Genomic DNA, 25432 nt, shown 5'->3' with positions numbered 1-25432 from the left:
CATGTACCTCTGACGTGGCACCATGGAGGCATGCAGCAATCCGAAGCCTTGACCATATTGAGTGCTGGGGCCAATGCCTTCATCACAGGCGCCCCCGGGTCAGGCAAGACCTTTGTGCTCAATGAGTTCGTCGCTCAGGCTCGTCAGGCCGGGGCGGTTGTCGCAGTGACAGCCTCGACTGGCATCGCCGCCACGCACATCAACGGCCAGACCATCCACTCCTGGAGCGGAGTAGGCATCGCCACCTGCATGACCGAATCGCTCTTGAAGCGGATCAAGACCCGCCGTCGCAGGCAGATTGAGGGCACCGACATCCTGGTCATCGACGAGGTCTCCATGATGCATGCCTGGCTCTTCGACATGGTGGACCAGGCATGCCGGGCCGTCCGTCATAGCCCCGAACCCTTCGGAGGAATCCAGGTGGTCCTTTCCGGGGACTTCTTCCAGCTGCCACCGGTGACTCGGTCCAACCGAGCTGCAGGAATACTACCCAGCCCTGAATTCCAGGCTGCCCGGGAACGCTATGCCCAGGCCGGTAAGGATCCGGACGGGTTTGTAACCGAATCACTGGTCTGGCAGGACCTGGACCCGGTCATCTGTTACCTGACCGAACAGCACCGCCAGGATGATGGCCAGCTCTTGACCGTCCTGACCGATATCAGGGAGGGCGGCGTCACCCAGGAGGACCATGATGTCCTGGCCGCCCGTGTGGGCGCAGTGCCCGCCCCCGGTCAGGTGGCGGTCCACCTCTTCCCGGTCAACAAGCAGGCCGACACGCTCAACGACAAACGCCTGGCCTCCATTGACGAAGAGGCTCACCATTACCAGGCCACATCCCGGGGCGAGGCCAGACTTGTGGAGCGTCTGAAGAAGAACATGCTGGCTCCCGAGGATCTGGCCCTGAAGACCGGAGCCGCAGTCATGGCCCTGCGCAATGACCAGGATCATCAATATGTCAACGGCTCTATAGGTACAGTCAGCGGATTCACCAGCTCGGCCAAGGGGGGATGGCCGATCGTCTCCTTCCAGAACGGCAACGTGGTCACCATGAAGCCGGCCGCCTGGGAGACCATGGACGGGGACACGGTCTTGGCCGCCGTCAACCAGGTGCCTCTTCGCTGTGCCTGGGGGATCACCATCCACAAGTCCCAGGGGATGACCTTGGACAGGGCGGTCATGGACCTGAGACGGACCTTTGCGCCAGGGATGGGATACGTGGCCCTCTCCCGTGTGGAAAGTCTGGATGGGCTCTACTTGACAGGCATCAATGAGCACGCCTTCCTGGTCTCTCCCGATGCTATCGTTCTGGATGCTGGTTTGAGGGCTGAGTCCAAGGCGGCCTGTGCCCGTCTGCAGGATGAAGGTCCTGAGTCCTTTACCAAGCGTGCCGTCGGTCAGGAACCAGAAGACGAATTCAGCCAGGACCAGCTGTTCTGAAGGGTCGGCCTTACTTGTCTTGGCTCGGTACGGTCGTTCGGGTCGCTAGAGACACCATGACAGACGGACCATGTCTTTAAGGGTGATTCCGTTCTCGACAATGGGCTGCTGGTAGCGGTCTACAAAATAATCCCGCACAATGCGGTCCATGCGAAATCCGCATGTCTGGTAGAAGCAAAGGGCTCCAAAACTGGTGGATCCGGTGCCTACTTCCAGTCTGCTCAGACCCAGCCCGACAGTTTCCATCTTGGCTCGTTCTATTAATCTGCTTCCAAGTCCCTGTCTGCGAAAAGCGCGGTTCACGCTGATATCGGCGATTTCCAAGGCGTCCGTAACAGGTCTGATAAGCAGCATGGCACCGGCCAGAGCTTGTCCCACTCGGATTTCATAGGCGCGGGAATGGGTGAAAACGTCATGGATTATCCGTTCCGAAGGATCGGCCTCCAGGAGGAGCGTCATGTGCTCTGCGTCAAGGTCGGTGAAGGTCTGGATGGTCACACCTGGCTCTGATGACATAGGTGCCCGCCTTGTCCTTGTAAAAGCAGAAAACCTGTTCGTACATAACCATCATATCTTGGCTGTCCTCATGGCCGAGGGTAGATCTGGATAGATGCCAGATGTCAGGTTGCGGATTTACTGACCTTTTCCTGCATGCGCCGTTTGGTTTCGGGTTCGGCTGACGGCTAGGTGGACTCGGGCAAACTCCTGCAGTGTTAAGGCCGGCAGGTTCTTGCACCTCTCAAAAGCAGCTATGCTGGCTCTTTATTTCTTGTCCATGATCATTCCCCGGCCTCCGGTGACCGTCCAGAGTATGACGGCGAAGACCGTCAAGACCGTGGCAATCGCCGGCCAGATCCCCTGTCCAGGAACTGGCGGTTTGATGTCCTCGGGGTATAGACGAAGCGTCAGCCCCATGCCTACCTGCATACCTTGGCTGGCGATATTGATCACTGCCAGCCCTACGCCCAGCCCAAGCCCGTAGAAACGGCCCAGTAATGCGATGCCGAGCATGACCAATGATGCGTCGACCAGGCCGTTGCAGGAAGCCAGCCTAAGTAGCGACTGCGCGTTGGTCGGGTCGCCGTGGGAGCTAGGTATGGTAAGGAGGAGGCTGAAAAGAAACGGCAGCATCAGCACGCCTGTCCCGGCAGCCAGGGCTCGCCAACGGACGCGTGCCAGGTTCAGGCGCTCCCAGGTGGGCATAAGCGGGGCAAGCATGACCAAGGCGCATGCGCTGAACGCCGCGTAGGCCAGCTCGGCCATGGGCACCATACTGGGCACGGCGCTTTTGCCTTGTGGGCATTGGGTATGTACGGCGTCGCTGAATACAACCGCATGTGGATCAGGAAGGCAGACGTACCCGTAATATGCTGATCGAGCATAGATCTCTCCGCCGGTAGCGGAAGCGGAGACGGAGGCGAGCAGGAAGGGCACGGCCGCAGCCAGCGCGATGAATGCCAAGGCCGCCCATGAGTGGCGCCCAGCCAACCATCCGACTGAGATTCCGCCTTTCATGGAACCACGTCGATGCCGACCGCCCATCAGGGGTTCTTCCCCAGATCATCGATGACATCGGACGGCGTGACGGCGCAGCGTTCGATCTCAGAGAGGTTGCGACGCACGTAGGCATGAAACTCTTCATTAGTGGCGTCGTTAAGTAGATCGGCGGCAGGGCCTCTGGCGCTTCCCATCCCAGAGCTCCCGTTTCCTCCGCCCAACGCCTCGTAGGCGGTCTCTCTCATGCGCTGGGGCAACTGCTCCAGCACGAAGGCGGACACGCTGGCACCATCATCCAATGTCCGTTGTTTATACACGTTTTTAAGTGCCGTAGCCGCGCAGTCAGCATGGACGAATTCCTTCACGATGGCCTGTGTGACATCAGCTAGGTCACTGTATCGTCCAGTGCGTTCGGTGACTGTGTCGGTCATTATCTGTATCTTCTTGCCGCCCAAGTGTTCCAGTTCGGCCAGGCCTTGGCCGGTGAGATTCCACGCCTGGCCGTGGGACGTAGGCGTAAAGGCGTTGCCCAGCAAAAGCACAAGACCCGAGCTGCCTTCCACACTGTCCTTGGGGAACCATGAGGCGACCGACCGCATATATCGCATGTAGCGTCTCAGGTGGGCGCCATCATCCGGGTGGGAGCACACTGACAGCGGCACGCCGTCTATGCTTTTGCACACCGGGGTGAACGGAGCGGATCGTCGCCATTCCGCCGGGCCGGACATGGCTACCAGGCCCCCGGCAGCAGTCGGAACTAAAAGAAGCACAGCCAATGGGGCGACTATCCAAGACAGGCCGGGCTGCCACTGGTGTGCGGTCAGCGTGCATGCCGCTGTGGATGCGGCCAGCACTACTGCGACCAAGATCCAGCGCACTGTCACCGCTGAAAGGTTAATACTGAGTCCCGGTTCGGCACCGATGCCCGTGTCCATCATCGGCATCACCACGGCCAGCGGCGACCCCCAGGCTCGGGGAAACACGTCACCCTTGGGTATGCGCGGCATCAGCAGCACTAAGCTGCCCCAACACAGGGCAGCAGGCAAAAGCGTGGCCGGCACCAGGGACCAGCGGCTGCCCATGATGGCCCCGAGCGCATAGCCGAGGGCGAACATGGCCGCCGGCACTGCCATACCCATGAGCAAGGCTCCCACGGGAACCGACCCGCCTGTGAACCGCAGTGTCTGGACGATGGCGGGAAGACAACCTGCCACATAGGCCAGGGAACTCAATGCGGCACCCTTGAGGACAGGCACACCATATCTGCGGACAGACGGGCCCCCGATCCAGGGCGGCGCGACCATGGATCGCGGGGAACACGCTTTCCAGGCGCTCCATGCGCCGAACATGCAGGCGATTACATCCGTCACCAGATGCATCCAGGTCAGGTCGAACTGCAAGGCCGCATCTGTCAGTGCCCACGGGGACGCATCTGATTGGCCGACTCCGTAGTTGCGCACCGATAATGCGGCCGGATATGCCATCATTGACAGAAAGAACACCAGCGAGCTCACCGGTGACAAGGGATTGAGCAGACGGGCCATCATGAGACCTCACCCTGGTCAAATGGCAGGTGTCCGGATCCCGTCAGCAGCCGTCGATAACCGGATTCCCAAGGCGATGCCATTGACTCCTCAGGATCGGCCAAGGCGGCGAGATCATCCATGCGTCCGTCCAGGAGCAGATGCCCGTGGTCGAGTACCAGCACGCGGTCGGCGATTGCGGCCAGATCCTCGACCAAATGCGTGCTCACCAGCACTGTGTGGCTGTCCGCATATGCGTCGAGGAATTTACGCACCTCAATGCGCTGCACCGGATCAAGGCCAACGGTCGGTTCGTCCAAGACAAGCACGTCGGGACGGGCGACAATTGAACACGCGATGCCCGCCCGTTGACGCATGCCACCGGACAGGCTGCGCACCGGGCGGCGAGCTTCCCCGGACAATTCCACCTGCTCCAGGGCCCACACCGCTGCATCACAGGAAGCTTTCCAGGACAGACCGCGCGCCCATGCGGCGTACCGTACATTGCGCATCAGGCTGGAAGCATTCATCAACTCGAACGATTGCGGCAAATATCCGATTCGGCTCCTGGCCCGACGTCGTCCAGCGCTTGTCAGCACATTCGCCCTGGCTATCCTTACACTGCCCGAGGAAGGACGTGACAAGGTGGTCACAATATTCATCAGTGTCGTCTTGCCGGCACCATTGGGCCCCAAGAGCCCGAATACGCCATTGCCGAAGCTCAAGGACACATCCGACAACGCCTGTTTACGGCCGTAGGAGAAAGACACGTGCGAGAGGGAAACGTCTACTTTATAATTCACCATTGAACCAAACTAATAAAAAGATTGAACTAATTTTACTTCAAAATTCATTTAATTCTACATTACACAACTGCCCGAGTCAAATCGGTGTGCTTGACAAAGCTCATGAACGGTATTCGGAATTGTTCTAAGAAGTTGCGGTCTCCGTATTCCGCAGCGTCTCGATTGATCTCAAGAGATGATCCGAGGCGTGGCCGCCAGAACTATGTATGATGGGCGCGATCAATAATTTCCAGATTTCGGGCTCTCCTGCAGCAAATTGTCACAGGTCATCTTTTATGGTTGCTTGTCCCTTTGCGCGCATATCTTTGGGAGGTATGAGAACCAAAGCCATGCGCATGTCAACCCTCTTTCTGCGGACCCTCAGGGAGGATCCGGCCGACGCCGATGTGGACTCGGCCAAACTCCTTCAGCGTGCCGGATACGTCCGCAAGGTGGCCCCGGGCATCTTCACCTGGCTGCCACTGGGTCTGAAAGTCCTTGACAAGGTCCAGGCCGTGGTCCGTGAGGAGATTAACGGCATTGGCGCCCAAGAGGTCCACTTCCCGGCCCTGCTGCCTCGCGAGCCCTACGAGGCCACCCACCGATGGGAGGAGTACGGCGAGAATCTCTTCCGCCTCCAGGACAGGCACGGCGCTGATTACCTGCTGGCTCCCACCCATGAGGAGATGTTCACCCTTTTGGTCAAGGACATGTACTCCTCATACAAGGACCTGCCGGTGGTTCTCTATCAGATCCAGACCAAGTACCGCGACGAGTTCCGTCCCCGCGCCGGGCTGATCAGGGGTCGCGAATTCATTATGAAGGATGCTTACTCATTCACCGTGGATGAGGAGGGGCTGAAGAAGGCCTACCAGGATGAGCGCGGCGCCTATGAGCGGATCTTCAAGCGACTGGGTGTCAATTACGTAATCGTCCATGCGGTCTCCGGGCCCATGGGGGGATCCGAGTCCGAGGAATTCCTGGCTCCGCTGCCCATAGGCGAAGACACCTTTGCCCTGGCTCCCTCGGGCAAGGCATGGAATGTTGAGGCGCTGACCACCACGCGTCCCGATTCCGTCGACTATGCCGAGACCCCGGCCATGCAGGAGCTGGACACCCCCGACTCGACCACCATCGACACCCTGGTAGAGCGGTTCAACCAGCTGCATCCTCGTGAGGATGGCCGTGACTGGACCGCTGCCGATACCCTGAAGAACCTGATTGTAGCCGTCAAGCACCCTGCGGATGATGACCATCCCGAGGGCTGGCGGGAGCTGGTGGCCGTCGGCCTGCCGGGCGACCGTCAGGTGGACATGAAGCGGCTGGAGGCCCAGTTCGCCCCGGCCGAGATCGAGGAGGCCAGTGAGGCTGACCTTGCGGCGCATCCCGAGCTGGTCAAGGGGTACATCGGTCCCCGTGTGCTGGGTCCTCAGCGTTCGGACACCGAGTCTGCCGCCCATATCCGCTACTTCCTCGATGCCCATGTGGCGCCTGGCTCAGACTGGGTGACCGGTGCTGATGCCGAAGGCGTGCACCTGGCCAATGCGGTCTACGGTCGTGACTTCCAAGCCGACGGAGTGGTGGAGGCCGCCGAGGTCCGTCACGGTGACATGAGCCCTGACGGATCAGGGCCGCTCAGCTTCGAGCGTGGCGTGGAGATCGGCCAGGTCTTCCAGCTCGGACTGAAATACTCTGACGCACTGGGTCTGAAGGTTCTGGACCGCAATGGCAAGGCGGTGCCGGTCTGGATGGGTTGCTATGGCATCGGCATTTCCCGTGTGCTGGCCTGCATCGCCGAGATGCATCACGATGACAAGGGTCTGGCCTGGCCCAAGGCTGTCGCTCCTGCTGCGGTTCATGTGGTGGCCACCGGCAAGAAGCAGGAGGCCTTCGATGCTGCTGAGAAACTGGTTGCCGACCTGGAGGACCGTGGCGTGGAGGTCCTCTACGACGACCGGCCCAAGGTGTCTCCAGGGGTCAAGTTCAAGGATGCCGAGCTGATCGGGGTCCCCCTGGTCGCCATCGCCGGACGCGACACCATCGCCAACGGCACCATCGAGATTCGCAACCGCGACGGCTCGGAGGTGCAAGCAGTTCCTGCCGATCAGGCCGCTCAGGTGATCGTGGATCGGATTGCAGCTCTGCAGTAGGATATGCCGCACTTATAGTTGCCTGCCGCAACCAATATAAATATAGAGGGGTGGGGCCTTGGCCGCGTCATGATCTATGCGACCAAGGCCCCACCCTTTTGGTTGCATCGGTTTTGGTTCGGGAACCTATCCGGTCAGATGCGCAGCAGGATGGGCAGGTGGTCCTGGCGCTCGCCTGTGTCCACGGGTTCGCTGGTGCTGACCTGGTCAGCGATTCTGTTGGAGGTCAGCCAGTAGTCGATGCGCCAACCGGAGTTGTTGATCTTGCTCTTTGGAGCCCGCTGAGCGAACCAGGTGTAGATGCTGCGGTGGTCATCGTAGAATCCGGCGGCATCGCCATGGATCTTTCGGAAGGTGTCGGTGAAGCCTGTATCCAGCAGAAGGCCGAACTTCTCGCGCTCCTGATCAGTGAAGCCGGCGGAATGGTGGTTGGATGCCGGGTTGGCGATGTCGATCTCCTCATGGGCCACGTTGAAGTCGCCACAGGCCAGGACCGGCTTGCGGGCATCCAGTTCCTGCAGGTAGTGACGGTAGCGATCGTCCCAGACGCCGCGCGGCTTGAGCCTGACCAGTCCCGATCCTGAATTGGGGGTGTAGACCGTGGTGACGAAGCAGTCCGGGAACTCCAGAGTGAGCATGCGGCCCTCGTCGTCCATGGTGTCCGGAGCGCCGATGCGGGGACGGGTCACTGTAGGTTCCGGCAGGCTCTTGCGGTAGAGCATGAGCGTGCCTGCATAGCCTGTGCGGGCCGGGGCCTCGGAGCGGCGGTCCACCTCCTGATAATCGGGGAAGTAGCGCATGAGCGCCTTAAGGATGCCCGCGGATTTCTTCTGGTCACCGTTGAGTTTGGTCTCCTGGATGGCTACGACATCGGGGTCCAAATCCCGTATGGACTCCACCACCTTCAAGGAGAGGGCGCTGCGGCTGCTCTTGCCCAGCAGGGCGGCGTTGAGCGAATCGATATTCCAACTGACCAGCGTGTGAACCATGACTGCGGGTCCTTCCAAACCGTACCGATGTATCTGCTCTCACAGTTTAGCCCAGGCCAATGCTCAATGGTCCTGGACAGTGGAGGGGCATTCGGAACCCAGCCATGGGGGCGGCTTGTCCACCACGGGAACCAGACCGAGCCCGTTCGACCACATTGGTCTGCGGGTCAGGTGCGGAGACGTGGGCGGAGGCAGGATGGATTCACCGTTCGACGGAGGGTTCCTGGCTGGGGCCAGTCCCTTCCCCCGCTCCGATTATCCGCGCTCCGGTCGGGGATCCTCCGTCGAATGGCCTCACCGCTGCAGGATCAGGAATCAACTGGCAGATTTACAGCGTCGGATTCATAACAACAACAGAGAGGTTCCGGTATGTCCATCAACGAAATAAAAACAACCGTCTTCGGCTTCATGGGGACCCAGCCAACGCGTTTGGGACAGTCGGGGTCCACCCCTGTCTGCTCCTTTAGATTGGGCTCTACACCGTCCTATTACGATGCTGCAGCTGGGGTGTGGAAACGAAAATCCACCACCTGGCTGACGGTCAAAGCCTTCAGGACTCTGGCGGTCAATGCCCTGGCCTGTCTGCACAAGGGTGATCCGGTAATGGTTTCCGGCTCCTTGGTAACGGAGGAGTGGACCAGTGACGGTCAGCCGCATAGCAGCCTGGTCTTGGTGGCGGATGGCATCGGTCACGACCTGGCACGTGGACAGGACACCTTCACCAGGATCCGATCTGGTGATGCGTCTATTGATGAGGGGGCCGACGGTCCGGATCCGTGGACCACGCCGCCGTCATCTTCGCCGTCCGAAACTGAATCGGCTCCTGCCTCATCTGTGTCATCTGCAGACGATCGTACATCGGTGAAGAATTCCAATGCCGGATGAGCAAAAGTTGTTGAGGCCGAGCAAGACGAAGGCGGGAGGCCAACTGATTCCCGTCGACCTCCCGCCTTGATCAGCGGGCTGATTGAAACCGTCAACCAACCAACGATCTCAATCGAACCGGTTTACCAGATCTTGACCCGTGCTTGGGGTTCCAGCCACATGCCGTCGTCGGCGGTGACCCCGAAGGCCTGATAGAAGCGATCCACATTCCTGACGATGCCGTTGGTACGGAATTCAGCAGGGGAGTGGGGGTCGATCTGCAGATATTGTTCGGCCAGCTGATCCCTGTTCTTGGTCCTCCAGATGGAGGCATAGGACAGGAAGAACCGTTGCAGGCCGGTGTAGCCGTCCATGACCGGAGCCGAGGCCAGTGCCCGGTCCATGGCGGCATCGTCCGTCCCTTCTGTGCCGCCCTCTTTCTTCTGCAAGGAGAGGGCGTAGGCCTTGATGGCGATGTTGACGCCTCCCAGGTCCCCGATGTTCTCGCCGATGGTCAGAGCTCCATTGACATGAGGTGCCTGCTCGGGCTTGTCGGCGTACTTCTCGGCAAGTTGCTGGGGGACAAATCCGTTGTACTGCTCAATGAGTGCCTTGGTCCGCTGCTCGAAGTTCTCACGGTCCTGCGGGGTCCACCAGTCCTGCAGACGTCCGTCGCCGTCGTACTTGGAGCCCTGATCGTCGAATCCGTGGCCGATTTCGTGACCGATGACCGAACCGATGCCTCCGTAGTTGACGGCGTCGTCGGCTTCAGGATCGAAGAAGGGCGGCTGCAGGATGGCCGCGGGGAAGACGATGACGTTCAGAGTGGGCTCGTAGTAGGCGTTGACCGTCTGAGGGTTCATGAGCCACTCTTCCTTGTCCACAGGCTTACCGGCCTTGCCGAACTGGTAGCCGGACTCGTAGAGGTTGGCCCGCCGCACGTTGTCGACCAGACCCAGCTTTTCATCCACAGCCAGTGCCGTATAGTCGCGCCAGTGCTCGGTGTATCCAATCTTGGGCGAGAATTTGTCCAACTTGGCAAGAGCCTTGACCTTGGTCTGTTCGCCCAGCCAGTCGCTGGAGGTGATGGAGACCCGATAGGCGTCGATCAGGTCTGAGACCAAAGCCTCCATCCGGGCCTTGCTGGAGGCTGGGAAGTGCCGACGAACATATTCGCGTCCGACATCCTCGCCGCAAATGCCGTTGACCAGGGAGACGGCTCGCTTCCAGCGGTCACGCATCTTGGTCGTGCCTGAAAGGACCTTGCCATAGAAGTCGAACCTGGCCTGATCGAAGTCGCCGCTGAGCAGACCTGCCCACTCGATCAGGGTGTGCACGCGGGCCCAGAGTTTCAGATCCTCCAGGTCGCTGGTCTTCCAGAGCTCGTTCAAACCCTGCAGGAAGGAGGGTTCGTGCACGATGGTCCTGGACAGGGCCGAGCTCAGATCGACCGGCTGCAGATTGGCGACAGGGCTGGCTGCGTATGCCTTCTGCCAGGACTCGATCCAGGTGTGCAGGTCGAAATCGGCGAGTGTTGATTCCAGGTCAGTCAGGGTGGTGGGGTTGTAGGTACGATCCTCATCTCTGGTGGACACGTTGTCCCAGTGGCGTGCCGCTATGCGCGTCTCGATCTCGAGGAAGGACTCCGCCTGCCTGTGGGCATCCTCCTGGTCGCCGGCGTAGCCGGAGAGCCTGAGCAGGGAGGCGACCATGTCGGTGTAGGCCTGGCGGACTGGAGCGTAGCTCTTCTCCCGGTAGTAGGCCTCGTCGGGAAGCCCTAGCCCGGCCTGTTCCATATGGGCCACGTTGACACCGGCGTTGCCCGGGTCGCCATAGATGGCAATGCCGAACAGATCGGGGCCGCCAGTGGGATTGAGCCGGCCCAGCAGGCTGGTCAGTGCCTTCTTGTCGGTCACGGCATCAATGGCCTGCAGGTCTGGGCGAATGGGTTCCATTCCAGCGGCTTCGATGGCCTCGGTGTCCAGGAAACTGCGATAGAGCAGGGCTGACTTGACAGCCGGGGATTCCGGGTCCTCGAGGATTTCATGGATCTGGGCCTCGGCATCCTCGGCGAGCTTGTCGAAAGAGCCGAACCGGGAACGGTCCTCGGGCAGACTGTAGGTGTCGATCCAGGGGCCATTGACGAAGCGGAAGAGGTCGTCCTGGGGGCGAATGACCGAGGAGAAGGAGGCCGGATCGAGTCCGGAGGAGGTCGTGGATTCTGTAGATTGTGCCATGCCACAAGCCTAGCCATATTTGGTGACATGCCATGCCCCGGGGTCGCCGGGAATCAGCGGACCGGCGAACCATCCGCCGAAGGAAAAGCTGCGATTGCCTCCTTGGTGATTTAAACTTGGTAGACGGTAACAGGACGGCCGCTCGGTCGCCCTGAGTGAGCGAAAGAGGACGGTATGACGGATCCCATGCAGGGCGGTCAGCCCAATCAGTACGGTGGTCAGGATTCTTCGCAGAATAACGGCCAATACCAGAATTATTACGGACAGAATAATTATGGTCAGTATGGGCAATACCCCGGCTACCAGGGGCGCCCGCCACGGATGGATCCATTCTCCATGATCGCAGAGGATCTGGGATTCAGAACCCTGCGGGCCATCCGCATCATTATGGGCGTCATGGGCGTGATTGGCGTCATCCTGGGCCTGGCTCTTCTGCTCAGACCGGACAAGACCCTCATTGCCGTGACTGTGGTGCTGGGCATCTACTTCATCATCTCCGGCGTGGTCCGTCTGGCCACCTCCATCGTGTCCAAGGGGCTTCCTGGCGGTTGGCGGGTGCTCGGTGTCCTCTTTGGCGCCCTGATCGCCGTCGGCGGCATTGTCATCGTCAGGAACACGGCCCTGTCCGCTTCAGCGCTGACCCTACTAGTCACCATCATCGTGGGCATCAGCTGGATCATGGAGGGCGTGATGAGTCTGGCCGCATCCTGGGGGCTCCCGCATTCAGGCTGGGCCATCTTCTCGGGCATTGTCTCCATCATCGCCGGGATCATCGTCATGATCTACCCGCTGAGCTCCGTCATCTTCCTGGTCATTTTCAGCGGGTGTGCACTTCTGGTGCTGGGAGTCGTCTCCATCATCAGGGCCTTCACCTTCGGTCGGAACTGAGAGCCGGACTCGTCCGACCGACCCGATAATACTGAGTGGTAGTACTTGGGCAGGATTCTGAGGGGCGGCACCCGCGGGCACCAATTATGAAAGGACGCAGAGGATGATCGAGCTCAAAACCAAGCAGGAGATCGAACAGATGAAGCCGGCGGGCAGGTTTGTCGGCAGCATCCTCAAGGAGCTCAAGGCCATGAGCAAACCCGGGGTCAACCTGCTGGAGCTGGACGACTACGTCAAGGACAGGATCAACTCCCGTAAGGGAGCCACCTCCTGCTATGTGGACTACGCGCCTGATTTCGGCACCGGCCCCTTCGCCCACTACATCTGTCTGTCCGTCAACGATGCCGTCCTGCACGGGGTGCCATATGACTACAACCTCAAGGATGGCGATCTGCTCTCCCTGGACCTGGCCATCAACGTGGACGGCTGGGTGGGCGACTCGGCCATCAGCTTCGTGGTGGGCGAGCATGCAGATCCAGAGGATCTGCGCCTGATTCGAACCACGGAAGAGGCCCTGAAGGCGGGCATCGCCCAGGCTCAGCCCGGTAACCGCCTGGGTGATATCTCCGCCGCAGTCGGTCAGGTTGCCCATGAAAACGGATACAGCGTCAACCTGGAGTTCGGCGGACACGGAGTAGGGCGGATTATGCACGGTGACCCCCATGTGCCCAACGACGGCACGCCTCATCACGGCTACAAGCTGCGCCCGGGCCTGGTCATCGCCATTGAGCCCTGGTTCCTGGCGACCACCGATCAGATTTACCAGGATCCCAAGGATGGTTGGACCCTGCGTTCTGCAGACGGATCGCGCGGCGCCCACAGCGAGCACACCATCGCCATCACCGAGCAGGGGCCTGTCATCCTGACGACCAGGGACTGAGTCATAGGTTGCTCGCGGCCGAGCTAGGACTATAAGGGACCCAGGAATGTCCACAATGTGGATGCTCCTGGGTCCCTCTTTGATACCTGCCCTGTTTGACACCGGCCTTTTCTTCCCTGGCCTTGTGCCCCCAGGCTGGTGTGGGAACGAGGACGGCACTGGCCTGGACCTGCGCGTCGTGGGTGGAGGTGACGGATTCATGCTTGTGGTTACAAGCCGGTAATCGAAGTCGTGGTTGTTTCTGCTAGCATGTCGGCAATTCCACGCCGGTACAGGTGCCGGTAGCCTGATCCGGCATGGCCGTCGACTCTCACTGGCACCTCACTGGTTGATTGACAGGAGGTGCGTGGTGTCCACAGCACGGTTGTCCATCGATTCCGAACAGGTTGATCTTCCCCTGGTTCGCGCCACCGAAGGGCCCGACGGCATTCTGGTCTCCTCCCTGCGCAACGACGGCTGGGTCACGCTGGATCCCGGCTTCCAGACCACTGCCCAGTGCGTCTCGGGAATCACCTTCATTGACGGCAAGCGGTCCATACTGCGCTACAGAGGCTATGCCATAGAGGACCTATGTGCCCAGTCCAATTTCCTCGAAGTGGCCTGGTTGCTGTCCCACGGTGAGTTGCCTGATGCCGAGCAGTACCAGCGGTTCCGCAGCCATGTCCTGGGCTACACGGTCGTAGGGGAGGACTTCCGCCATCTGCTCTCTTCCTTCCCCCGCCAGGCGCATCCCATGAGTGTGTTGGCTGCGGCGGTCAATGCTCTGGCCGGCTTCCACCCGGATACCTGTAATGTTGACGATTCCGATCAGCTGGATGAGGCCAGTGCCATCATCATGGCCAAGGTGCGCACCATCGTCTCCCTGATTCACCGTCGTCGCCGTGACCAGCCGCTGCTTTACCCGGACAGGACCTGGGGCTATGTGGAGGACTTCCTGCGGATGAGTTTCGCCATGCCCTACCAGCCCTATCAGGCCGATCCTCTCAAGGTGCAGGCCCTGGACAAGCTTCTGATCATCCATGCCGACCATGAACAGAACTGCTCCACCTCAGTGGTGCGGATTGCCGGTTCGGCCCGGGCCAACCTGTATTCGGCAGTGGCCGCCGGCATCAATACCCTGTCAGGTCCCCTGCACGGCGGGGCCAACGAGGCCGTGCTGCGTCAGTTGAAGAGCATACGGGATTCCGGTCTGGGCGTGCGGGGGTATGTGGACCAGTCCAAGAGCGAGGGGCGAAAAATCGCGGGTCTGGGCCACCGGGTCTATAAGTCCTATGATCCGCGCGCGGCCATAGCCAAGCAGTGGCTTTACAAGCTCATGGACGAACCCGACCAGGATAGGAATGCCGAGGATGCGGAACTCTTCGACGTGGCTCTGGAACTGGAGGACCTGGCCCTGCATGACGACTACTTCGTCGAGCGCCACCTCTATCCAAATGTGGACTTCTACACCGGGCTCATCTACCGCGCCATCGGCTTCGACCCGGAGATGTTCACCACGCTCTTCGCATTAGGACGCATCCCCGGATGGATCGCCCAGTACAGGGAGATGCTGGACGATCCTGACACGAAAATCGGGCGTCCCAGGCAGGTCTATACCGGCCAGGGTCCACGTGACTACCTGCCCATGGAGCAGCGCTGAGTCCGATGAGCGCCTGGGCTCAGTTGGCGTGCAGCCGCTCGTTCAGCTCGATCCCCTTCTTCCGGGGCAGGGCCTTGACCTGGCCGGTGCGGGAGTCGCGGATGAAGAGCAGATGATCCCGTCCGCTCAACTCCGCTCCTTTGACCACTTGGTCGCCCAGGCCGATTTTGGTACCAGCGGTGACATAGAGCCCGGCTTCGACCACGCAGTCATCGCCCAGGGAGATGCCGATGCCGGCGTTGGCTCCCAGCAAGGAGTGCTCACCGATGGAGACCCGATGGCGGCCTCCACCGGACAGGGTGCCCATGATGGAGGCCCCGCCGCCGATGTCCGAACCGTCGCCGACCACAACCCCCTGGGAGATTCGCCCCTCGACCATGGAATGGCCCAGGGTTCCGGCGTTGAAGTTGACGAAGCCCTCATGCATCACCGTCGTTCCCGGCGCAAGGTGGGCGCCGAGCCGAATCCGATCGGCATTGCCGATGCGGACTCCCTCGGGAACCACGTAATCAACCATACGTGGGAACTTGTCCACGCTCATCACCGTTACCTGCGTCACCGGGATACCCGGCATGGACCGGCTGGCTGCATCCATGACCCCTGACCTACGCAGGGCGAAGTCCTCCACGGCGAAGGGTCCGTAGTTGGTCCAGACCACCGTGGTCAGTTGTTCGAAGATCCCATCCAGGTTCATGCTGTTGGGCGGGGTCAGGCGCATGCTGAGCAGGTGAAGCCGCAGATAGGCGTCGGCGGCATCGGCTATCGGGCCATCCAGATCGGCGACGGTGAAGACAGGCACCCTGCGGATGCCGCGGGCGTCGGGCTGGTTGTGAACCTGGTCGCCGAAGTCGTGGTTGGGACGGTTCGCCGGGGTCGGCGGTGTGGAGATCTCGGCCTTGGGGTACCAGACGTCCAGGGTCCGGCCCTGTTCGTCCTGGCTGGCCAGGCCCCAACCCCATGCGGTGCGTGCTGTGCTCATCGTTCCTCCTTCAGGCGGTGCAGTCGTGTTGACATCAAGTTGTCTTACAGGATAAACCGGGTGATGCTCAAACACGGGCGGTCCGTCCGACAGCCGGGTCTGGATCGTCGTCAGCCAGGTCCCAGCCGATAGGTAAAATCATCAACTATGAGTGCCTACAGTCATGAGCGGGAGCGCCGGGAGCGCCGGCGTCGCAATACGGCCAGGGCGGTCTGCCTGGTCATCGCCGTGGCGTTGCTGGCCAGTCTCGTCATCCCTGCCATCTTCAGCGGCCTTTGACCCGGCCCGTCCGGTCGGCGGGAATTCGGCCGTCACAGGCAAAGGCAAACAGGAATGAAGACGGTGGCCGGCTCGTGCGGAGCCGGTCTGGAAAGCGGTGAGACGGTATGGCAGAGATGGATTTTGCTCAAGCATTGGAGCAGGCCAAGGCCAAGTACGAGATGATTTCCAAGGCGCTGGACCCGGAGGGTCTGCGCTCGCGGATTGCTGATTTGGAGCGTCAGGCCAGCGCGCCCGGACTCTGGGACGACCAGGAGAATGCGCAGAAGGTGACCAGCAGGCTCTCGGCCCTGCAATCCCAGCTCAAGCACCTGGAGTCCGCCTCCTCACGGCTGGACGATGTCCAGGCACTGGAGGAGCTGGGCCAGGAGGAGCATGATCAGGACACCCTGGTGGAGGCCCGTAAGGAGATCGACTCTTTGAGGTCCGACCTGGATGACATGGAGATTCAGACCCTGCTGGACGGGGAGTACGACGAGCGCGCTGCCGTGGTCACCATCCGCTCGGGCGCCGGCGGGGTGGATGCGGCCGACTGGGCCCAGATGCTCCTGCGAATGTACATGCGATGGGCTGAACGGCACGGCTTCTCTACCAAGGTCATGGACACCTCCTACGCGGAGGAGGCCGGCATCAAGTCGGCCACCTTCCAGGTGGACGCCCCCTATGCCTATGGGCGGTTGTCGGTGGAGGGCGGCACCCATCGTCTGGTGCGGATCTCGCCCTTTGACAACCAGGGCAGGCGGCAGACTTCTTTCGCTGCTGTCGAGGTCATCCCCCTGGTGGAGCCCACCGACCACATCGACATCCCCGACTCGGACATCCGAGTGGATACCTACTGCTCCTCCGGCCCCGGCGGCCAGGGTGTCAACACCACCTATTCGGCTGTGCGCATCACCCACCTGCCGACCAACATCGTGGTCACCATGCAGGATGAGCGCAGCCAGATCCAGAACCGCGCGGCTGCCATGGCCGTTCTGCAGTCCCGGCTGCTGGTTCTGCGGCATGAGGAGGAGGCCAAGAAGAAGAAGGAGCTGGCCGGCGACATCAAGGCCAGCTGGGGCGACCAGATGCGCTCCTATGTGCTGCATCCCTACCAGATGGTCAAGGACCTGCGCACCGGATACGAGACCTCGGATACCCAGGGGGTCTTCGACGGTGACATTGACGCCTTCATCGAGGCCGGCATTCGCTGGCGGCACCAGCAGCGGGTCCAGGCCCGCGAGGAGGAAGCCGACAAGTAGAGCTTCGTCCGGCTCAGGTCCGGTCGGTGTTTCATGGGTGAGTAGTGTCGGTCTTCTTGATAGCCTCTGTATGGGAATACCGAGGAACGGAGTGTAAATGGCGTTGATTTCGCTCAAGGGCGTGACCAAGATTTACCCCAAGGGGTCCCGTCCAGCCTTGGACAACATCAGCCTGGATGTCAATCGCGGGGATTTCGTCTTTCTGGTGGGTGCCAGCGGGTCGGGCAAGACCACTCTGCTGCGTCTGCTCCTGCGCGAGGAGGAGGCCACCGAGGGGGAGATCCGCGTGGCCGGCAATGACCTGCGACGTCTGCGCAACCGCGAGATTCCCGGCTATCGGCGTTCCATTGGTTTTGTATTCCAGGATTACAAACTGCTCAACAACAAGACAGTATGGCAGAACGTGGCCTTCACGCTGGAGGTCATCGGCGCCCGTCGGTCCACCATCAAGACCCTGGTGCCCCAGGTACTCAAGACTGTGGGACTGACCGGCAAGGAGCACAACTATCCCCACGAGCTCTCCGGCGGCGAGGCCCAGCGTGTTGCTCTGGCCCGGGCCTACGTCAACAACCCGGAAATTCTGCTGGCGGATGAGCCTACCGGCAATCTTGATCCCACCACTTCCTTGGGCATCATGGAGGTCCTGGACGCCATCAACAGGACCGGTACCACCGTGGTCATGGCCACCCACAACGAGGAGATCGTCAACTCCATGCGCAAGCGTGTGGTGGAGCTGCATACAGGTCGGATCATGCGTGATGAGGCCCACGGCTCCTATGATTCTTCTCGCTTCTTCCCCGATGCAGAAGTGGCTGCACGCTCCCATCATGCCATCGGGGATCCCGCTGACGGCGATGCCCTGGATCGTGTGCGTAAGGCTGGAGTTGCAGGGCGCCGTCCGGTGCAGGTCGTTGTGCAGGATGGGAACAGCTCGGCTACCGAGCCCATCGCGGATGGGACCAAGGGGGCCAAGCAGGTGGTCCAAGCGGTTGCACAGGCCGTCAACCAGGGTCAGTATGGCGACGAGGGGATCGCGCGTCTGGCCAAGTCCATGCATTCGGGCAGAACCGGGCGTTATGGACAGGTCTTCACCTCGGTGGAGGACACCCTGACCTGGGGCAAGGGTCTGGGCAGCCTTGAGTCCGCCCAGGAAGATTCCAGCCAGCACGAAGACACGGCTGCAGGGCAGCCCGATCGGAGCAAAGGCTCTGACTCGGATGAGCGGTTCCGCAGGCCTGCGGCCCAGGGCAGCCAGGGTCGGTCAGGTCAATCAAGGGACAGGGACAGGGACCGCGACAAGGCAGGAACTGATCGTGATGAGTCCGCCAATCATCCCCGTGTGGAACGTACAGCCTCCAGAAAATCTCGGAACTCCGCATTTGGTTCGGATGTTGCCGAACCCAAGGCGACCGCTGAAAGCGGGTCCCGGGATCGGCAGACTGAAGATCCGGGCCTTCGGAAGCAGGACGGAAAACAAGGCATTGACCGTGGCCAGGGGGATAAACGAGACAGTGATGGCCAGCCTCAGAAGAATGAAAAGACCGAGGAACGTCCACACTTGAAGAGCTCTTCAGCCAAATCCTCTGATTCTGAACAACGGTTCAAGAGGCCCGATCAGTCTTCGGAGTCCGATGGCTCCAGCCCGGCAGAGCCGACCGGCAAATCAGATCAGACTGCAGGCCGGAAGAAGCAGGGCGTCCCCAAACCCTCAAAACAGTCCTCCAACAAGGCCAGGGCCGATAAAAAGGTATCAATGAGCGAAAATCATCATGATGCTGAGCCCATGGGAGCCCCGCCGGCTCCTCCTGCTCCGCCTGAAATCCCCAAGGCGGCCAGGAAGTCCCATGGAGAGAACGACGCACAGGCTCGGGATGAGCATGATGACAAGAAGAAGGCAGCACGATGAGACTGCGGTTCATCCTTTCCAGCACCTGGGACAACCTGCGCCGCAATGGGTCCATGATCCTCTCGGTCATGCTGGTCACCTTCATCTCCTTTCTCTTCATAGGCGCCTCGGGCCTTATGCAGGCTCAGATCAGCAAGGCCAAGGGAGACTGGTACGACCAGGTGGAGGTGGTGGTCTGGCTCTGCCCGGACGGCACCAGCCAGGCGGCCTCGTGTGCGACCGGCAAGGCGCCCACCAATGACGAGATCGTCAAGCTGGAGAACACCATCAATACCGAGCTGAGCGACTCCGTGGCCAAGATCACCTATCAGAGCCGTGAGGACTTCTTCAAGAACACCTTCCTCAAGCAGTACCCTGACGGTACCTACGAGGGAAGGACCATGACCGCGGCGGACATGCAGGGCTCCCTGCGGCTCAAGCTCAAGGACCCGACCAAGTACCAGGTGGTTTCCGAGGTGCTGTCCGGACGCGATGGGGTGGAGGAGGTCTCCGACCAGCGTCAGATATTCGATCCGGTCTTCAAAATCCTCAACAGGGCCACGGCGGTTACCTTGGTCCTGGCCGTGGTCATGGTGATTGTAGCCATTCTGCTGACCGGCACCACCATAAGAATGAGCGCTGCCGCACGTCGGAACGAGACGGAGATCATGAGACTGGTGGGAGCCTCCAACTGGACCATCCGGCTGCCCTTCATCCTGGAGGGCGTGGTGGCCTCCCTGCTGGGTTCGCTTCTGGCTGTCGGAGCCCTGAGCGCCATCGTCAAGCTCTTCATTACCGACTGGCTGGCTCGCACGGTCCAATGGATGCCCTACGTGGACCAGTCCACGGTCCTGCTCATAGCCCCAGCCTTGATTCTGGGGGCCATGCTCTTGTCCGCGCTGGCCTCCTCCATCTCCCTGCGACGGTATTTGCGGACCTGATTTGTGGCGACCGGCCAATCGATTTGGGGCGCAATCTCTGTCATAATGATGACTAGCATGGATAGTGATAGTGAGGGACTTGACCATGAATCGTACCAAACGGTGGGAGGCTATCTGCGGCCTCGTCGGATCGTTGGCCATGATGCTGGGCGGCGGAATCCTCGGACTGTCCGTAGCGCCTGAACCGGCGCGTGCCGACTGGAGCAGCTACCAGCAGAAAGTCCAGAACCACGCGGCCCTGAAGAGCAAGCTGGCTGGTGTCAGCGCCCAACTTGCCAACCAGATACTAAGTCTCGATGATCTGACCTCCAATCAGATTCCGGCTGCGCAGCAGAGTGCCATCGATGCCCAGCAGAAGGCCGAGCAGGCCGACAGCCTGGTCCAGGCCACCAACGATCGCCTGGAGGCGGCCCGCAAGGATCGCGCAGATCTGGAGGCCAAGATACGTCAGACCGGCCTCGATTATGACGATGCCAAGGCTGGCGTGGCTCAGATGGCCAGAAAGAGTTTCCACGGGTCCGAGACTTCTCAGATCATGGATGTGGTGACCAAGTCCTCAAGCACCCAGGACTTTGTAGACAAGATGCAGTCCGATGCGGCTGTGACCAGGTCCGAAGCCAATACGGCCAATGATGCGGCCAACACCCTCAACTCCTCCATGAACCGGAAGCAGCGTCTGGATGCTATCGAGGAGCAGATCAGCACGCTGAAGGCCAAGGCCGATCAACAGCAGGCGGTAGCCCAGCAGGCTGTAGCGGCGGCCCAGGCCAAGCAGGACCACCTGCAGGCCCTGCGTGACCAGGGGACCGCAGCCCGCAAGCAGCTGGAAAGCCAAAAGGCTGCCCTGACCACACAGTCGGCTCGTGAAGCCGCAGATATCGTGGCCACCGAATCCATGATCGACTCTCTGAACACCGGCAATCCGGGCGGCAGCGCCGACCCGCATGCCGGAGGAGCCCAGCAGATCAGCAATGGCGGCGGATCCCGTCCAGCACAGAATTCACGGCCTAATCCGCCCAGAAACAATGGCGGCGGTGGCAATAGCGGCAGAGGCAACGGTGGCGGCGCCTCCGGCATGAATTACGCAGTGCCGGGCAGTTGTCCCTCAGGTTCCGGATTCTGCTATGGCCATAGCACTGGCTACGACAGCAGGGTTGGAGGTAACGCCTACCCCGCTCGTCAATGCACGCTCTGGGCCTACATCCGTCGCTCGCAGCTGGCTCTGCCTGTGGGTTCCTATATGGGCAATGGGGCTGATTGGGCCAATACGGCACGTGGTCTGGGTTATCTGGTCAACAACACCCCCCATGTCGGTGCTGCCATGGTATTCGCCCGTGGCCAGCGGGTCACTCGTTGGAACGCCAACTGGACCTATGGCCACGTGGCTGTGGTCGAGCGGGTCAATTCGGATGGATCGGTGCTCATCTCCGAAGGGGGCACCGGCTTCGCATCCTTCCCTACCTATGAAACGGTCTATGGGGCAGGCAACTACCAATACGTTCATTACTGATGCCGCTGCGGGCCAGGTCCGTCGCTTGGAACGGTATTATCGCTGTCCGGAGTGCCAGGTAGCCTCCTTGGCGCGATCAGGAGGAGGATATTATGGCTAAGGAAACCGGCACGTCGATGATCGCCCAGAACCGCAGGGCCCGTCATGACTATCAGATTGAGGATCGGTATGAGGCCGGCATCGCGTTGACCGGGACCGAGGTCAAGTCTCTGCGCGAGGGGCGTGCCTCCTTGGCCGAGTCGTTCGTCAGCATTGACAGGCGGCACGAGGTCTGGCTGGAAAACGCCAACATCCCCGAGTACCTCAATGGCACCTGGAACAACCACGCACCCAAGCGCAAGCGCAAGCTGCTCCTCCACGCCCGGCAGATTGTTCGCTTGGAGCGGCAGATTCAGGCCAAGGGCTATACCATCGTTCCTTTGAGTCTGTATTTCAAGGACGGCAAGGTCAAGGTCGAGATCGCTGTGGCCCGAGGAAAGCGCGAGTATGACAAGCGCCAGTCTCTTCGGGAGGAGCAGGATCGCCGCGAGGCCCAAAGGGCCATGCGCTACCGCAACAGGCGCGGCTGAGTTCACAGATCAATTTTCCAATTCCTCAACAAACCGACAGTCGCCCGTTTAAGTCTGCCTGCGCTATGCAGGCTCGACACGCCCGGGGCTGATGGCGATCGACAGTGTCGAATAGCGCCTTTGGCCTGCTATAGAGCCAAAAACACCAGGGTAAGCGGTCTGCAATAACTAGTTAACCTTCATCTGTATGCATAAAAATACAAATGTGTGCATAATAGTGCATGTCACTCAAGAGCAATGAGGGGTCGCTTCGGGGCGGTCCGGAAGAGGAGAAGACATGGGCAAGATCAAGGCGGTGTTGGCGGCGGCTCTGAGTATCACCCTGCTGGCCTCCATCGGAGCCTGCGGAACCACTGACGAGGCGGACACCAGCAGTGCGTCGGGCAAGGCCACCACCAGCTCCCATCCAGCGGCTTTTGACGTCAGTGGCATCAAGAAGGATCCGGCCATTGCGGCCAAGGTGCCCGAGTCGGTTTCCAAGGACGGCAAGCTGACCGTGGGTATGGAGACCTCATATGCGCCTGGCGAGTTCATGAATGAGGATGGAAAGACCCCCATCGGCTATGACGTGGACCTGTCGAACGCCATTGCCAAGGTCATGGGGCTCGAGGGGGAGATGGTCAGCGCCTCCTTCGATACCATCATCCCGGCCATCGGCAGCAAGTATGACGCGGGCATCTCCAGCTTCACCATCACCAAGGAGCGGATGCAGTCGGTCGACTTCGTCACCACCTTCAAGGCGGGCACGGCCTTTGCCGTCAAGAAGGGGAACCCCTCCAAGATCAATCCTGACGACATCTGCGGCGTCAAGGTCGGCGTGCAGACCGGGACCATCGAAGAGCAGCAGGCAGCCGACAAGATCTCGGCCGACTGCAAGGCCAAGGGCAAGAAGCCGGTGGATGTGCAGTCATACAAGCAGCAGACCGATGCCGCCACGGCAGTGGTCAATGGCAAGATCGACGTCTTCTACGCCGATTCCCAGGTGACCGGGTATGCCATCAAGCAGACCGATGGACAGCTGGAGAAGCTGGGCAAGGATACCGATATCGTCCTGCAAGGTGCCGCTCTGAAGAAGGGCAGCGGCATGGCCGAAGCCACCCAGGCGGCTCTTCAGAAGTTGATTGACGACGGCGTCTACGCCAAGATTCTCAAGAACTGGGGCGTCCAGAGCGGTGCGATCGAAAAGGCCGAGATCAACCCTGCGGTCTCTGACTGAGGCAAGGCCAGGCGCGGGTCGTCATATCGGGCGACCCGCGCCTCAGCAGGTGGTTAGGCAGTAGATCAGGCCTCAACAAGTACAGCAGTGCGGAAGGAAGCAGGAGATGCATACCAAGAAGGGGACGGACCAGATTCAGATCCCCGGCAGAATACATGCCAGGCCGGTGCGCAAGCCGGGGCCGATCGTTGCTGCCGTCATCGTGGCCATCTTCGTGGCCATGCTGATCCACGGCATGGTGACCAATCCCAACTTCGATTGGCCCACGGTCTGGAAGTACCTCTTCAACGAGCACGTCCTGGACGGCATCAAGTGGACCCTTCTGCTGACCGTCTACGCCATGGTCCTGGCCACAATCCTGGCCATCATCCTGGCGGTCATGCGCAAATCGTCCAATCCGGTCCTGCGCTGGGTCAGCTGGTTCTTCATCTGGTTCTTCCGCGGTACTCCTGTATATACCCAGCTGGTCTTCTGGGGCCTGCTTTCCGTGCTGATTCCCAAGCTGGCCATCGGGATCCCCTTCGGTCCCGAATTCTGGAGCATCGATACCAAGACCGTGCTGAACGCCACCGTGGCCACGGTGCTGGGCCTGGGACTCAACGAGGCCGCCTATCTTTCCGAAATCGTGCGTGCCGGCATCGAGGCTGTGGACCCCGGCCAGGAGGAGGCAGCCAAGGCACTGGGCATGCCGCCGTCCATGATCATGCGGCGGATCGTCCTGCCTCAGGCCATGCGCATCATCGTGCCGCCCACCGGCAATGAGACCATCGGCATGCTCAAGACCACATCCCTGGCTCTTGCCGTGCCCTTCACCCTGGAACTTCAGTTCGCCACCAACGCCATCGCCAACCGCATCTACAAGACCATCCCGCTGCTGATTGTGGCCTGCATCTGGTACCTGGTCATCACCTCCGTTCTCATGGTCATCCAGGCCCAGCTGGAAAAGCACTATGGCAAGGGCTTCGACTCGCGGCCCCTGGCCGGGTCGGGGACCAAGGACGGCAAGGATGGCGAGGACCCGCAGACCCGTCAGGAGACTGACAAGGTCAACAAGGTCATGATGGCCGGGCTGAACGCCTGAGCGCAGGAGGAGAATCATGGACGAGGACAGGCAGATCAAGAAGGACGGTCAAGGCGGCAAGGATCCGGCCATCGTCATCAGGAATGTGCACAAGGTATTCGGCGACCAGCATGTGCTGCGGGGAATCAACCTGGAAGTCATGCCCGGCACGGTAACGGCAGTCCTGGGACCTTCCGGTTCAGGCAAGTCAACGCTGTTGCGGCTGATCAACCAGCTGGAGACCCGCACAGCCGGCGAGATTTATGTGGACGGCGAGCTGACCGGATACCGGAAGCTCGATACCGGCAAGGGCTTTGTGCTGCAGACCCTGGATGACAAGGCCGTTGCCAGGCAGCGCTCCAAGATCGGGATGGTCTTCCAGCGTTTCAACCTCTTTCCTCATATGACCGCCTTGGAGAACGTCATGGAGGCGCCGGTCCATGTGGGACGGGTTCCCAAGACCGATGCCCGCAAGGAGGCACAGGCCCAGCTGGAACGTGTGGGGCTGGAGGACAGGATGGATTACTATCCCGCCCAGCTCTCCGGCGGCCAGCAGCAGCGTGTGGCCATCGCGCGAGCACTGGCCATGCACCCCGACATCATGCTCTTCGACGAGCCCACCTCGGCCCTGGATCCGGAGCTGGTGGGGGAGGTCCTGGGGGTCATGCGGCAGGTGGCTCAACAGGGCATGACCATGGTGGTGGTCACCCATGAGATGGGCTTCGCCCGCGAGGTGGCCGAGCAGATCGTCTTCATGGACCAGGGCGTCGTGGTGGAACAGGGAGGCCCTGACATCATCGACCATCCTCATACCGAGAGGTTCGCTGAATTCCTGCATACCGTGCTCTAGAAGCAGGCAGGGT

General features: G+C 60.7%; 21 protein-coding genes and 1 pseudogene. 15 read left to right on the top strand and 7 right to left on the bottom strand.

All coding sequences use genetic code 11. From position 1 onward, the window contains the following. Positions 1-30: 30 nt before the first annotated feature. Complete coding sequence (locus H3S97_RS01220; RefSeq protein WP_198219399.1) at positions 31-1437, top strand: PIF1 family DEAD/DEAH box helicase; 1407 nt, start codon at positions 31-33, stop codon at positions 1435-1437. Between the two features lie 45 nt (positions 1438-1482). On the opposite strand, the gene H3S97_RS01215 is transcribed toward H3S97_RS01220, so the two are convergent. The 4 genes from H3S97_RS01215 to H3S97_RS01200 form a co-directional block, all read right to left on the bottom strand. Continuing rightward, complete coding sequence (locus H3S97_RS01215) at positions 1483-1935, bottom strand: GNAT family N-acetyltransferase (protein WP_332468253.1); 453 nt, start codon at positions 1933-1935, stop codon at positions 1483-1485. A gap of 264 nt (positions 1936-2199) precedes the next feature. Beyond that, positions 2200-2898: a hypothetical protein gene (locus H3S97_RS01210; protein ID WP_198219398.1), complete on the bottom strand. Its 699-nt coding sequence runs from the start codon at positions 2896-2898 to the stop codon at positions 2200-2202. Between the two features lie 80 nt (positions 2899-2978). Then, entirely contained in the window at positions 2979-4478 is a 1500-nt protein-coding gene (locus tag H3S97_RS01205; protein ID WP_232356203.1) for a hypothetical protein, read from the bottom strand. Next, entirely contained in the window at positions 4478-5263 is a 786-nt protein-coding gene (locus H3S97_RS01200; protein WP_198219396.1) for an ABC transporter ATP-binding protein, read from the bottom strand. The genes H3S97_RS01205 and H3S97_RS01200 overlap by 1 nt, the downstream gene beginning before the upstream one ends. Positions 5264-5577: 314 nt before the next feature. On the opposite strand from H3S97_RS01200, the gene H3S97_RS01195 reads away from it, so the two are divergent. Beyond that, entirely contained in the window at positions 5578-7392 is a 1815-nt protein-coding gene (locus tag H3S97_RS01195; RefSeq protein ID WP_198219395.1) for a proline--tRNA ligase, read from the top strand. Positions 7393-7526: 134 nt separating this feature from the next. Here the strand turns inward: H3S97_RS01195 and H3S97_RS01190 are convergent, their stop codons facing one another. After that, on the bottom strand, positions 7527-8381 hold the full coding sequence (locus H3S97_RS01190; protein ID WP_198219394.1) for an exodeoxyribonuclease III: 855 nt from the start codon (positions 8379-8381) through the stop codon (positions 7527-7529). A 369-nt stretch (positions 8382-8750) separates the two neighbouring features. Between H3S97_RS01190 and H3S97_RS01185 the strand changes: the two genes are divergently transcribed. Further along, positions 8751-9266 carry a single-stranded DNA-binding protein gene (locus H3S97_RS01185; protein WP_198219393.1) on the top strand — a complete coding sequence of 172 codons (516 nt, stop codon included), beginning with the start codon at positions 8751-8753 and terminating at the stop codon, positions 9264-9266. A 122-nt stretch (positions 9267-9388) separates the two neighbouring features. Here H3S97_RS01185 and H3S97_RS01180 read toward each other — a convergent pair whose 3' ends face one another. Further along, on the bottom strand, positions 9389-11482 hold the full coding sequence (locus H3S97_RS01180; protein WP_198219392.1) for a M13 family metallopeptidase: 2094 nt from the start codon (positions 11480-11482) through the stop codon (positions 9389-9391). Positions 11483-11656: 174 nt separating this feature from the next. Between H3S97_RS01180 and H3S97_RS01175 the strand changes: the two genes are divergently transcribed. From H3S97_RS01175 to H3S97_RS01165, 3 genes are all read left to right on the top strand, one after another. After that, positions 11657-12370, top strand: a complete 714-nt coding sequence (locus H3S97_RS01175; protein ID WP_198182770.1) for a DUF308 domain-containing protein — start codon at positions 11657-11659, stop codon at positions 12368-12370. Between the two features lie 103 nt (positions 12371-12473). Next, entirely contained in the window at positions 12474-13250 is a 777-nt protein-coding gene (gene map / locus H3S97_RS01170) for a type I methionyl aminopeptidase (protein WP_024626681.1), read from the top strand. Between the two features lie 349 nt (positions 13251-13599). Then, positions 13600-14889, top strand: coding sequence for a citrate synthase (locus H3S97_RS01165; RefSeq protein ID WP_198219652.1), 1290 nt, complete (start codon positions 13600-13602; stop codon positions 14887-14889). Between the two features lie 19 nt (positions 14890-14908). Here H3S97_RS01165 and dapD read toward each other — a convergent pair whose 3' ends face one another. After that, positions 14909-15868, bottom strand: a complete 960-nt coding sequence (gene dapD, locus H3S97_RS01160; protein ID WP_198177401.1) for a 2,3,4,5-tetrahydropyridine-2,6-dicarboxylate N-succinyltransferase — start codon at positions 15866-15868, stop codon at positions 14909-14911. Between the two features lie 147 nt (positions 15869-16015). Here dapD and H3S97_RS08460 point away from each other — a divergent pair, with 147 nt between their 5' ends. From H3S97_RS08460 to H3S97_RS01120, 9 genes and pseudogenes are all read left to right on the top strand, one after another. After that, positions 16016-16147, top strand: coding sequence for a hypothetical protein (locus H3S97_RS08460; protein ID WP_255297770.1), 132 nt, complete (start codon positions 16016-16018; stop codon positions 16145-16147). A gap of 107 nt (positions 16148-16254) precedes the next feature. Beyond that, entirely contained in the window at positions 16255-17388 is a 1134-nt protein-coding gene (gene prfB, locus H3S97_RS01155) for a peptide chain release factor 2 (protein ID WP_198177402.1), read from the top strand. A 97-nt stretch (positions 17389-17485) separates the two neighbouring features. Next, positions 17486-18514, top strand: a pseudogene (gene ftsE, locus H3S97_RS08345) (cell division ATP-binding protein FtsE); the annotation flags it as partial. Positions 18515-19290: 776 nt separating this feature from the next. Then, positions 19291-20214 carry a permease-like cell division protein FtsX gene (ftsX, locus tag H3S97_RS01145; RefSeq protein WP_154312669.1) on the top strand — a complete coding sequence of 308 codons (924 nt, stop codon included), beginning with the start codon at positions 19291-19293 and terminating at the stop codon, positions 20212-20214. 85 nt (positions 20215-20299) lie between these two features. After that, positions 20300-21724, top strand: a complete 1425-nt coding sequence (locus H3S97_RS01140) for a CHAP domain-containing protein (RefSeq protein ID WP_198219390.1) — start codon at positions 20300-20302, stop codon at positions 21722-21724. 92 nt (positions 21725-21816) lie between these two features. Then, positions 21817-22293 (top strand): SsrA-binding protein SmpB, encoded by a 477-nt coding sequence (smpB, locus tag H3S97_RS01135; RefSeq protein WP_198177406.1) that lies wholly within the window; start codon positions 21817-21819, stop codon positions 22291-22293. Positions 22294-22570: 277 nt separating this feature from the next. Beyond that, the gene (locus H3S97_RS01130) at positions 22571-23509 is read left to right on the top strand and encodes an ABC transporter substrate-binding protein (protein ID WP_198219389.1); all 939 of its coding nucleotides are present in this window, start codon (positions 22571-22573) and stop codon (positions 23507-23509) included. 106 nt (positions 23510-23615) lie between these two features. After that, complete coding sequence (locus H3S97_RS01125) at positions 23616-24590, top strand: amino acid ABC transporter permease (protein WP_198180262.1); 975 nt, start codon at positions 23616-23618, stop codon at positions 24588-24590. A 16-nt stretch (positions 24591-24606) separates the two neighbouring features. Then, positions 24607-25419: an amino acid ABC transporter ATP-binding protein gene (locus H3S97_RS01120; RefSeq protein ID WP_198219388.1), complete on the top strand. Its 813-nt coding sequence runs from the start codon at positions 24607-24609 to the stop codon at positions 25417-25419. Positions 25420-25432: the final 13 nt, after the last annotated feature.

The organism is Bifidobacterium choladohabitans (assembly GCF_016102005.1).
Lineage (GTDB): Bacteria > Actinomycetota > Actinomycetes > Actinomycetales > Bifidobacteriaceae > Bombiscardovia > Bombiscardovia choladohabitans.
Note: the sequence above shows the minus strand (reverse complement) of the source record. Positions and strands in the feature narration are given on the sequence as shown.